This window comes from Paenirhizobium cremeum (assembly GCF_022884085.1).
GTDB lineage: Bacteria > Pseudomonadota > Alphaproteobacteria > Rhizobiales > Rhizobiaceae > Allorhizobium > Allorhizobium cremeum.
Window position 1 is genome coordinate 126,685 of the sequence record NZ_JAGGCS010000015.1, and the last position, 10,455, is coordinate 137,139.

General features: G+C 59.5%; 12 protein-coding genes and 2 tRNA genes. 1 reads left to right on the forward strand and 13 read right to left on the reverse strand.

Features of this window, described 5'->3' with window-relative positions; translation table 11 throughout:
* Positions 1-147: 147 nt before the first annotated feature.
* The 11 genes from J5N58_RS22175 to J5N58_RS22225 all read right to left on the reverse strand — a co-directional run bounded on the left by J5N58_RS22175 (position 148) and on the right by J5N58_RS22225 (position 7,672).
* Positions 148-1,247 (reverse strand): IS3 family transposase gene (locus tag J5N58_RS22175; RefSeq protein ID WP_112831289.1). Its coding sequence is split into 2 segments (ribosomal slippage): positions 148-995 and positions 995-1,247, totalling 1,101 coding nucleotides; the frame shifts between segments, so codons are not numbered across the junction.
* Positions 1,248-1,723: 476 nt separating this feature from the next.
* Positions 1,724-1,799, reverse strand: a tRNA-Phe gene (locus J5N58_RS22180).
* A 200-nt stretch (positions 1,800-1,999) separates the two neighbouring features.
* A complete protein-coding gene (yacG, locus tag J5N58_RS22185) occupies positions 2,000-2,212 on the reverse strand; it encodes a DNA gyrase inhibitor YacG (protein WP_113444395.1) in 213 nt (70 codons plus the stop codon).
* 1 nt (position 2,213) lies between these two features.
* Positions 2,214-2,834 (reverse strand): Maf-like protein, encoded by a 621-nt coding sequence (locus J5N58_RS22190; protein WP_112831974.1) that lies wholly within the window; start codon positions 2,832-2,834, stop codon positions 2,214-2,216.
* Between the two features lie 33 nt (positions 2,835-2,867).
* Positions 2,868-3,086 carry a translation initiation factor IF-1 gene (infA, locus tag J5N58_RS22195; protein ID WP_004435948.1) on the reverse strand — a complete coding sequence of 73 codons (219 nt, stop codon included), beginning with the start codon at positions 3,084-3,086 and terminating at the stop codon, positions 2,868-2,870.
* A gap of 120 nt (positions 3,087-3,206) precedes the next feature.
* The gene (locus tag J5N58_RS22200) at positions 3,207-3,686 is read right to left on the reverse strand and encodes an arsenate-mycothiol transferase ArsC (RefSeq protein WP_162757497.1); all 480 of its coding nucleotides are present in this window, start codon (positions 3,684-3,686) and stop codon (positions 3,207-3,209) included.
* A 5-nt stretch (positions 3,687-3,691) separates the two neighbouring features.
* On the reverse strand, positions 3,692-4,165 hold the full coding sequence (locus J5N58_RS22205) for a UPF0262 family protein (RefSeq protein ID WP_112831975.1): 474 nt from the start codon (positions 4,163-4,165) through the stop codon (positions 3,692-3,694).
* Positions 4,166-4,168: 3 nt separating this feature from the next.
* Positions 4,169-5,467, reverse strand: a complete 1,299-nt coding sequence (hisD, locus tag J5N58_RS22210; RefSeq protein WP_113448252.1) for a histidinol dehydrogenase — start codon at positions 5,465-5,467, stop codon at positions 4,169-4,171.
* 48 nt (positions 5,468-5,515) lie between these two features.
* Positions 5,516-5,953, reverse strand: coding sequence for a DUF2948 family protein (locus J5N58_RS22215; protein ID WP_112831977.1), 438 nt, complete (start codon positions 5,951-5,953; stop codon positions 5,516-5,518).
* A gap of 110 nt (positions 5,954-6,063) precedes the next feature.
* Complete coding sequence (gene murA, locus J5N58_RS22220) at positions 6,064-7,356, reverse strand: UDP-N-acetylglucosamine 1-carboxyvinyltransferase (protein ID WP_112831978.1); 1,293 nt, start codon at positions 7,354-7,356, stop codon at positions 6,064-6,066.
* Positions 7,357-7,477: 121 nt separating this feature from the next.
* Positions 7,478-7,672, reverse strand: a complete 195-nt coding sequence (locus J5N58_RS22225) for a hypothetical protein (RefSeq protein ID WP_112831986.1) — start codon at positions 7,670-7,672, stop codon at positions 7,478-7,480.
* 217 nt (positions 7,673-7,889) lie between these two features.
* Here J5N58_RS22225 and J5N58_RS22230 point away from each other — a divergent pair.
* A tRNA-Thr gene (locus J5N58_RS22230) sits at positions 7,890-7,964 on the forward strand.
* 145 nt (positions 7,965-8,109) lie between these two features.
* Here the strand turns inward: J5N58_RS22230 and J5N58_RS22235 are convergent.
* Positions 8,110-9,039 carry a hypothetical protein gene (locus tag J5N58_RS22235; RefSeq protein ID WP_244713098.1) on the reverse strand — a complete coding sequence of 310 codons (930 nt, stop codon included), beginning with the start codon at positions 9,037-9,039 and terminating at the stop codon, positions 8,110-8,112.
* 205 nt (positions 9,040-9,244) lie between these two features.
* Positions 9,245-10,072 carry a DUF3800 domain-containing protein gene (locus tag J5N58_RS22240; RefSeq protein WP_244713100.1) on the reverse strand — a complete coding sequence of 276 codons (828 nt, stop codon included), beginning with the start codon at positions 10,070-10,072 and terminating at the stop codon, positions 9,245-9,247.
* Positions 10,073-10,455: the final 383 nt, after the last annotated feature.

Sequence of the window (10,455 nt, forward strand, 5' to 3'; positions counted from 1 at the left end):
CGGACTTGGCGCCCGGGGGCAGTTGCGGTAGCGACATTTTTTTCCGTGAAGGTGCACAGGATCCGAAAGGTCGGGCCTTGAACCAATTTGACCTGAGACCCAATCTCCCTCCAGTTTTCGGGAGAGTCTTGGGTTTTTAATCTGGCCTCATGCGGCCTGTTTTTCCATAGCCATTTTCATTGCGAACTCGCTAGGAGTGATATTGCCCAGCGATGAGTGGGGTCTGTTGTTGTTGTAATCCTCCTTCCATGCAGTGATTTCGGCGCGGGCCTGAGCGAGCGAGGAGAACAGCGTCTCGTTCAGGCACTCGTCGCGGAAGCTGCCGTTGAAGCTTTCGACGAAGCCGTTCTGCATCGGCTTGCCGGGGGCGATGTAGTGCCATTCGACCTTGGTCTCCTGGCACCATTTGAGGATGGCCATGCTGGTCATCTCCGTCCCGTTGTCCGAGACAATCGTCCTCGGCTTTCCGCGTCTGGCGATGAGACTATCCAGTTCGCGGGCAAGCCTTGCGCCTGATAGGGATGTATCGGCGACCCGGCATAGGCATTCGCGGGTGAAGTCGTCGACGACGGCCAGGACCCGAAAGCGGCGACCGTCGGTGAAGGCATCGCTGACGAAGTCCAGGCTCCAGCGCTCGCCCGGACGCGACGGCAGAGCCAGAGGACGTCTCGTGCCCAAGGCCCGCTTTCGACCGCCACGCTTGCGCACCGTCAGCTTCTCCTCCCGGTAGAGACGCCGAAGCTTCTTCAGGTTCATGACGATCCCCTGCCGGTCGAGCATGACGTGGATACAGCGATAACCGAAGCGCCGCCGCTCGGACGCCACCTTCTTCATCGCCTCACGGATGGATGCCTCGTCAGGCCGCACGCTGCGATATCGCATGCTCGACCGATCCACCGACAGAACCTCGCACGCCCGACGCTGGCTCACTCCATGCTGCGCACAGACGTGAGCCACCGCATCCCGCTTCACATCGGGCGTCACCATTTTTTTGAAGCTACGTCCTTCAGGATCGCATTATCCAACATGGCCTCGGCGAGCAGCTTCTTCAGCTTGGCGTTCTCGTCCTCAAGCGCCTTCAGCTTGCGGGCATCGGACACATCCATGCCGCCATACTTCGCCTTGTATTTGTAGAAGGTTGCATCCGAGATCCCGTGCTTGCGGCAGACATCAACTGTCTTCGCGCCCGCCTCTTGCTCCTCCAATATCCCGATGATCTGTTCTTCCGTGAACCGTGAACGCTTCATGCCGTCCGTCTCCTGGTTGCGACGGACTCTACCAAATTCTGGAGGAAGTTCAGGGGCTCAGGTCAAAATGAAAGGTCGACATGCGGATTAGATTCACACCCCAGACTGCGCACTCGAGCAAGCAAGACAGCGAACTGCAGCCAGCGACCTGAAGACTTTTGCCTGCTGAACTAGTTGTTCTGAGACAGGCCTATAAAGCCACCAGCAAAGCCTGAAANAAATGAAAGGTCGACATGCGGATTAGATTCACACCCCAGACTGCGCACTCGAGCAAGCAAGACAGCGAACTGCAGCCAGCGACCTGAAGACTTTTGCCTGCTGAACTAGTTGTTCTGAGACAGGCCTATAAAGCCACCAGCAAAGCCTGAAAAATCTCGGAAATTTCCGCAAAACATTACGACTACGGACCGCTAAGTCGCTGAAATCGCGACGTAATCTATAGTTTCCACTAGTGAGACAAATACCGCTTGAAGTAGTGGTGCCCGGAGGCGGATTTGAACCACCGACACGCGGATTTTCAATCCGCTGCTCTACCAACTGAGCTATCCGGGCATCAGGCTCTTGCGAAGCCATCCGGCGGGGTTTCCGACCGGCGGGGGAGAAGTTTCCCCCGGAAGCGAGGCGGTTTATAGCATCTTGTTCGGCCATGTCCAGCGCCAAAAGGCACTTTTTTGACAGCTTTGCAAAATTACCGAAAAACCCTGCCAAATGAATGGCTTCCGCCGCCCCTTGGAGCTTGGCGGAAGGAAAAATCAGCCGCGGCCGTCGTCTTCGGCCTTGGATTCGTCCTCGACGACGGGGATGGCGTAGGAGCCCTTCAGCCAGCGTGAAAGGTCCATCGTGCGGCAGCGATCGGAGCAGAAAGGATAGTGCTCACGCTGCGAGGGCTTGCCGCATTCGGGACAAGGCCTTGCCTTGCGCAGCGGCTCGACCTTTGCCGAGCGCGAAGACGAAACGTCACTCATGTCAGCCCTCCGTCCAACCCGCCTGAACGTCAAAACCCTCGCCGGACAGCATCTGCAGGGTTTCGAACAGCGGCAGCCCGACGACGTTGGTATAGGAGCCGACAAGCTTCTGCGGGAAGCAACCGGCGATGCCCTGGATCGCATAAGCACCCGCCTTGCCGCGCCACTGGCCTGAAGCGAGATAGCTTTCGATCTCATGGCCCGACAGCCGCTTGAAGCGGACCTTGGTCTCGGCCACCTTCTGGCGCACGGTGCCTTCCGGCGTGATCAGGCAGACGCCGGTGAACACCCAGTGGCTGCGGCCCGACAGAAGGTGCAGCGCAGAGGACGCCTCCTCGAGATATTCCGCCTTCGGCAGAATGCGACGGCCGACCGCGACGACCGTGTCGGCAGCGACGATGTAGCTGTCGTTCCACTGGAGATCCGAACGGATCTGGTCGTAGCAGGCGCGCGCCTTTTCCAGCGAAAGCCGTCGCGCCAACGAGCGCGGATGCTCGGACTTCTTCGGCGTCTCGTCGAGGTCCATGGGCATCAGCCGCGCGGGTTCGATCCCGGCCTGCTTCAGCAGGTCGAGGCGGCGCGGCGACCCCGAGGCCAGTATCAGCTTCTGTCTCAGCTCCATGCGACCTCTCGCGGCGTTCGTCGGGGGAGCGCTTTACTTGAAGCGGTAGGTGATACGACCCTTCGTCAGGTCGTAGGGCGTCATCTCCACCAGAACCTTGTCGCCGGCGAGAACCCGAATCCGGTTCTTGCGCATGCGGCCGGCCGTGTGGGCGATGATCTCATGCTCGTTTTCCAGCTTCACCCGGAACGTCGCATTGGGCAGCAATTCGGTGACGACGCCGGGAAATTCGAGGACTTCTTCTTTTGCCATAGAGCGGTTATCTTTCCTGGATGTTGGCCGGGGCCTCGGCGGGCCTCCGAAAATGTGGGCGGAAACTACACAATCACCAAGGTTTTGTGAACCTTGTAGCGTGCGCTTTTCCAATTTGTTTCAGACCGGCCCGGTGTGGCCTCCGACGGAAGGCAGAAGACGTTCGGCAATCAGCCGGCGCAGGCGGTCGCGCACCTCGCGATAGGCACCGAGAATCTGGTCGCGCGTGCCGATCGCAACGGTCGGGTCCGGCATCGGCCAGTAGACGACCTCGACGGCCGAGGAACGGGTCAGCTCCAGTGCCGCATGATGGGCCTCCGGCGCAAGCGTCACCACAAGATCGAAGAAATCGTCTTCCAGTTCGTCCAAAGTCTGGGGCTGCCGTCTGCCGAGCGAAAGCCCGATCTCCTCCAGGACCGCGTCAACGAAGGGATCGCGTTCGCCGGCACGGACGCCGGCCGATGCCACATAGGTGCCACGCGGCAGCATCTGCCGGGCAATCGCCTCGGCCATCGGCGAGCGGATGGCATTCATGCCGCAGATGAACAGAACGGCACCCGGCATCCTGACCTTCTGATCGGGAGCCCTCTCGCCGGCCATTGGCCCTACCCGCGCCAATAGAGAACGCAGACGAGCGTGAAAAGCCGCCGGGCGGTGTCGAAATCCAGCGTGATCTTGCCGGAAAGCCGATCCATCAGCGTCTGCGAACCCTCGTTGTGAATACCCCTGCGCCCCATGTCGATTGCCTCGATCTGGCTCGGCGTCGAGGAACGGATAGCTTCATAATAGCTTTCGCAGATCATGAAGTAGTCCTTGATGATCCGCCGGAAAGGTGTCAGCGACAGGATATGGGTGGCGACATCCTCGCCGCCTTCGGTCCGGATCGAGAAGACCAGCTTGCTGTCGACCAGAGAGAGATAGAGCTTGTAGGGACCGCCGGAGTGACCGACCGGTTCGAAGGAGTTTTCCTCGATCAGGTCGAAGATGGCGACGGCCCGCTCATGTTCGACATCCGGCGTCGAGCGGCCGATCGTCTCGTCCAGCACAACATCGCAAAGCCGGAAGTCGCCCTTGGCCATCGCTCAGCCTTCGAGATTGAGCCGGATGGCAACCGAGCGCGCGTGCGCATCGAGGCCCTCGCTCTTCGCAAGCGCGATGGCCGCCGGCGCCAGCATGCGCAACTGGTCCGGACCAAGCCTCAGGATCGAGGTGCGCTTGACGAAATCGAGCACGGAGAGCCCGGAGGAAAAGCGGGCGGAACGGGCCGTGGGCAGCACGTGGTTCGAGCCGCCGACATAGTCGCCGATCACTTCCGGCGTATGGCGGCCGACGAAGATGGCGCCGGCATTGCGCACGTCGGCCATCAGCGCATCCGGATCGTCTACCGCGAGTTCCAGATGTTCGGCTGCGATGCGATTTGCAAGCGGGATCGCGGCAGCGAGCGACGGCACGAGAATGATCGCGCCGAAATCGCGCCAGCTTGCGGCAGCGGTCTCCGAACGGCCGAGAGACTTGAGCTGTCGCTCGACGGCTGCCTCGACCGCCTTGCCGAGCCCGGCATCATTGGTAATGAGAATGGACTGGGCGCCCGGATCGTGTTCGGCCTGGGCGAGGAGATCGGCTGCCAGCCAGTCCGGATCGTTGTTGGCATCGGCGATCACCAGCACTTCGGACGGGCCGGCGATCATATCGATGCCGACCGTGCCGAAGACCTGCCGCTTGGCGGCGGCAACATAGGCGTTGCCCGGGCCGACAATCTTTGCGACCGGGGCGATGGACTGGGTTCCATAAGCGAGCGCGGCCACCGCCTGGGCACCGCCGATACGGTAGATTTCCCGGACGCCGGCGATGCGCGCGGCAGCGAGCACCGTGGGATTGATCGCCCCGCCCGAGGCCGGAACCACCATGACGATGCGTGGGACACCTGCAACCCTTGCCGGCACCGCATTCATCAGCACCGAACTCGGATAGCTCGCCGTGCCGCCAGGGACATAGAGACCAACCGCCTCGATCGCCGTCCAGCGCGAGCCGAGGCCGACGCCGATCGAATCCTCGTAAAGATCGTCCTTCGGCATCTGGCGGGCGTGATGCTTTTCGATGCGCGCGGCGGCAAGCTCGAGCGCCACCATCACCTCGTCATCGACTTCGGCCATTGCCGCATCGATTTCCGCATCGCTCACCCGCATGGGCACCGCAGCGAAATCGATACCGTCGAAACGCCTGGAATAATCGGCAAGTGCCGCGTCGCCGCGCGCCCTCACATCCTCGATGATCGCGCGCACCACGTCATTGACGTCATCCGATACTTCGCGCTTGGTCGTCAGAAAGGCAGAAAACCTCTCCTCGAATTCCCCGGATGCCTGATCCAGCCAGATCGCCACTTTTCTTCAGTCCCTCTCCTCGACAGGCGCGTCCTTGGCGCCTGCCGTTCAATCGCCCGGATGGCCGGGCTTAAGGCTGGTTTCCCATGCCCCGCCGGTATCCGCAAGCTGTGCTTCGATACATTCCACATCGAGGGCGATCATGCCGCCACCGGAAAGCACGAGTTCCAGCACGCCTTCCGGCCCCTCACCCTCGGCCCGGTAGCGGATCGCCAGAAGCGACAGCACATCATCACCGTTTGTGCGGTCAAAGCCGATCGAACGAACGGCGGAAACCCGCTTGAAGCTCAAAAGAGCCCGACGGCGTTCGTAGGCCTTGCGGCGGCCGGAAGCGTCCTCCCAGACAAAGCGGTTAGCGGCCAGCGAAAAGAGGCCCGGGCGCGGCTGGAACGACATATCGGAAATGCGGAAGACCGCATCCTGCATGTGAGCGGAGATGACCGAGAGGTCATCGGTATCGAGAGCGAGCAGCTTCAGACTTGTCATTTCACCGTTACCCGAATGGCCGCCCGAAGGCGAAGCGTCGTATCATCTTTTCGACATAGGTTGCCGCAATGCAAGACGCAACGGCAGCGAGGAACGGAGATCGGTCGTTCTCAGTCGCTGATGCGCTCGACCACGGCTCCGCAGCGGGTCAGCTTCTCTTCGAGCCGTTCGAACCCACGGTCGAGATGATAGACACGCGAAACCATGGTTTCGCCTTCCGCCGCAAGGCCGGCGATCACCAGCGACACGGAGGCGCGCAAGTCGGTCGCCATGACCGGCGCGCCCCGCAGGCGGCGGGTGCCCTCGATGCGGGCGGTCTGGCCAGAAAGCGTGATCTTGGCGCCGAGACGGGCCAGCTCCTGCACGTGCATGAAGCGGTTTTCGAAGATCGTCTCGGTGACGTGGGAAACGCCGTTCGCGCGGGTCATCAGGCCCATGAACTGTGCCTGGAGGTCGGTCGGGAAACCGGGGAAGGGTTCGGTGACGATATCGACCGGACGGATCTCTGAACCGTAGCCCACGACCCGGATTCCGCCAGGAGTTTCGGTGACCTCCGCGCCTGCGCGCCGGATCGCTTCGAGTGCGGTATCGAGCAGGGAAGCGTCGGTTCCCTGCAGGGTGACATCCCCACCGGTCATGGCAACGGCCATGGCATAGGTGCCGGTTTCGATACGGTCGGGCAGGACCCGATGCCGGGCGCCCGAAAGGCTCGGCACACCTTCGATGGTAATCGTCGACGTGCCGGCGCCGGAAATCTTCGCTCCCATGGCATTCAGGCAGTTGGCGAGGTCGACGACTTCCGGTTCGCGCGCCGCATTGCCGATCACCGTCGTTCCGCGGGCGAGCGAGGCCGCCATCATCATCACATGGGTCGCGCCGACGGAAACCTTGGGGAAATTATAGGTCGCGCCGATCAGGCCGCCCTTCGGAGCGGTCGCGTTGATATAGCCACCGTCGATTTCCATCTCGGCGCCGAGCGCCTGCAGGCCCTCGATGAAGAGATCGACGGGACGCGTGCCGATCGCGCAGCCGCCCGGCAGGGAAACCCGCGCCTTGCCCTCGCGCGCCAGAAGCGGACCGATGACCCAGAAGCTCGCTCGCATCTTGGAGACCAGTTCATAGGGAGCGGTCGTATCCGCGACGGTGCGGCAGGTGAAATGAATGGTGCGGGCATAGGAGCCATCCTGATGCTCGCGGCGGCCGTTGACGGAGACGTCAACACCGTGATTGCCGAGAATGCGCAGAAGCAGCTCGACATCGGCGAGATGCGGGACATTCTCAAGCGTCAGGGTGTCGCTGGTCAGCAGCGAAGCGATCATCAGGGGCAGCGCCGCGTTCTTGGCGCCGGAGATCGGGATCACACCCTTGAGCTCGTTGCCGCCGACAATCCGAATACGATCCATGTAAGCCTTCGAAACGGGACCTGAGCCCGCCTTTCATTTATTGCTGCTGATCCCGCCCCGCGGACGCGAGGGTGTTTAGACGAAAAACAGGCCATGTTCAATTCGGCCCGTCCAGCAGTGATTAATCATCGGGTTGGGACGAATTTGCGGCAGGCAGACCATTCGTTTCATCGGCCTGGCCGGCACGGCGGGCGCGGGACTGCTGTTTTCGCCGCATGAGATTCTCGCGCAGCTTCTCCGCCGCACGCGCCTTGCGCTGCTCAGCCGCCGCACGCGCGGCAGCCTTGCGCTTATCCACAGCCTCGCCGGAGGGAATGGCCTCGCCGCTCCGCTCCGCCGCCGGCCCTGCAATCCCGGGGTTTTGCCGATCTTCTGTCATGCAGCGCGTGATAACCGAAAAACGCGCGCTCCGAAAGACGGGAACGCCGCCTGCGGATTTCTTCCCAGGAAGTTCGTTTTGCGGCTTGCGCTCCCCTCCAAGCTGTGGCAATAGGCGGCTCGCTCGCAACGGCGACACGCGCCGCGAACAAGATGCTGCTATAGCTCAGGGGTAGAGCACTCCCTTGGTAAGGGAGAGGCCGAGAGTTCAAATCTCTCTAGCAGCACCATTTTCTCTTATTCCGATAGTCCTGGCGATAGCGCCGCTGGTGTGGCCCCTAACGTTTGTCCCTACGGCAGGCATCTGTGGCCAAAAGTGCCGTTATCGCTGACCCTGAACGAAATTATGCCCAACCTTCATTTCGACAATCCTCCTTACCTTCCAAACCCAAACGTTTGGGAACCCCAGTCTGGTTGCTCCAATTTCGCTATCTGCTTGATGTTTCGACCGACAAACTGGACCGCTGGAAACCCTTCCGACAGAAGATCATAAAGCGCGTCAGGGTCACCCTTCAGCGCTTTCCGCTGCATTGATACCGGAGCGCCAGCAAAGAAGCCCGCCTCCAGATCGCGATCCGGAGTACCCAGATAGATCATGCATCGGACGAGCCGGTCATAGGCATAACGATAGGTCTGGAAGCCCGCCGCCATCACTTGGCTCTCTTGCCGGTCTCCGTTTTGAGCCAGACTTGAGAACCCTTTGCCTACGTCGTCAGTATGAAGGATGTCGAACCTGACGTAGTCGGTGTTGCGTTTGAGGGTGCGGCCAAGTGGCCGCTCAAAAGCCTCGGCATCGAAGTTCGGGTCGCTGTAAACCAGGATGGCTCTGAAAGAGCTTTTTTCATCACCTCCGTCGCCGTGATCTATCTGCGTGACATACGCACCTTCGAGATAAAGATCATCGGTACCATCTAAGACGAAAGCTTCTTGTCGCCCAAAATGGATGTAGATGGTTTCATCGCCGGGAAGGACGAGATCGGCGAGATTGAATTGAGATATGTCGTTCAAGGGTAGCTTCGAAACCAGAGACGAGACATCAAAAATGGAACTCTCATCAGCATTGAGGACGTCGTCAGCCAAGTTTTGAAAACTAATTACCCTCTCGCCCAGTTGGCTCATCTCGTATTCAGTGACACCGGCTCGCTCTCCAGCCGCCATCCAGCTTCTCACTACGGATTGCTCTCTTCCCGACGTCCCTTGTGATTGCTGTAGCCGTGTTTCGATACGAGCATCAAGTTGGTCAGATCGTTCGCATTCAGCTGCGGCAAGGAAGCCTACGCGTGCGGGGTGGGGTAAATAATCCAAGTTCGGGTCCTCCTGCCGAGAAGGCAGATTGTTTGCGCGGGCGATGCAAGCAACAAAGGAAACCATTTGGCACCTAGCAACGGGATGCCATTCGTATGTGGGTACAAGACGCTTGCAACCGGCAGAAGAGTGCAGTAGATATAGAGCATGGCAATGCCACGGGGTTAGGCTTTACGCCGACCGCCATAAGGGACCTTCGGGTCCCTTATGTGTTTGTAGGCTGTACCCATTCTTGGTACGAGCCGTCATAGCAGGAATATTTGACGGCAATAGTCGGATCGTCGCTCTTGAAGTCAATAATCTGTTTTGAGGCTAGAAGCCTTTCATAAGCTCGATCTGGTCGTTTCGTTGGCTGATTACACAATGGGTGTATTACCAAATCGGCCAGTTGCAGCATCGGATTGTTTTTCCCATCAGGCCAGATGGTCCCTAGCGTTTCAGCAAGTTCACTCTGAGAGAGAGGTGCGTGTACTGCAGATGTTTGGGCATCAAACTCCGTCCCAGCCGCAAGCAGTCCTTTGAAATAACTCTCAAATAGTCGGTCCTCAGCTTTTCCCGTGCGCTCATATACCACCGACATCCGGCGACCGATTGTTCTGGCATATTTCGCGGCCCGCTCGACCGAAATGTCGAATGCCGTACGGGACATCTGCCACCTGGAGGCTACAGGATGTTTTTCGAGATAACGGTCACGATAACCAAGCCTGCAAATAACGCAGCCATGAGCTGTGATTCGAGGGTCCGAAATGAGACCATCCAGCTCCAAGAAAAATCGCTCTCGGGCATCATCATCGGTTTTCAGAAACCCAAACTTCCCCTTGCGACCCCTAATCTTGTTCCCGTGCAACTCCGGGACATCCCATCGTTTGCAGAAGGCCAATACTGCTTCCGACAGCTCTCCAACACTCTCGGAAGGCACGATGATACCGCCCAGACCGAAACTGAATTCATTTAGCGGAAGAGGCTGCTCTACACCGGGCTTACACATCGTCCGCGTGCCAAAGTCGTCCATAAAAAAGATCAGGTGCTCCACTTGTCGCCCCAAGCCCATCTCATCCAAACAGTAGTCAGGCTATTTACACGTCAGCTATTTCCGCAACCTTACGAAGAGTAGCTCGCAGTTTCGTAGGATTGGCTAAGGGACGCAATCTGGCGAATGATGGACATAGGCGACTCGGCTGATCGACTAGAGAATGGATGTGGGGTGGCGGACTCGAACCGCCTCTACGGTCTCCCGGCTTGACGATCAGGATTCAAGCACTTTCTTGCCGATGACGTGTCTCCTCCACCACCTGGCCCCACAGAACCGAAAGAGTATTCACGACAGTGTTGAGCAATGACTTCATAAACGCCTCCATCTGAACATTGAGGTCGCAATGAACCGCCCCGGCTTGGCCGGAGACCGTTTAGTTTAAG

Excerpts from the sequence above, each read along its gene's own strand:
- yacG (WP_113444395.1), bottom strand. The coding sequence starts at position 2,212 with ATGAGTGACGTTTCGTCTTCGCGCTCGGCAAAGGTCGAGCCGCTGCGC.
- murA (WP_112831978.1), bottom strand. The coding sequence starts at position 7,356 with ATGGATCGTATTCGGATTGTCGGCGGCAACGAGCTCAAGGGTGTGATC.
- infA (WP_004435948.1), bottom strand. The coding sequence starts at position 3,086 with ATGGCAAAAGAAGAAGTCCTCGAATTTCCCGGCGTCGTCACCGAATTG.
- J5N58_RS22205 (WP_112831975.1), bottom strand. The coding sequence starts at position 4,165 with ATGGCCAAGGGCGACTTCCGGCTTTGCGATGTTGTGCTGGACGAGACG.
- J5N58_RS22190 (WP_112831974.1), bottom strand. The coding sequence starts at position 2,834 with ATGGAGCTGAGACAGAAGCTGATACTGGCCTCGGGGTCGCCGCGCCGC.
- J5N58_RS22200 (WP_162757497.1), bottom strand. The coding sequence starts at position 3,686 with ATGGCCGGCGAGAGGGCTCCCGATCAGAAGGTCAGGATGCCGGGTGCC.
- J5N58_RS22215 (WP_112831977.1), bottom strand. The coding sequence starts at position 5,953 with ATGACAAGTCTGAAGCTGCTCGCTCTCGATACCGATGACCTCTCGGTC.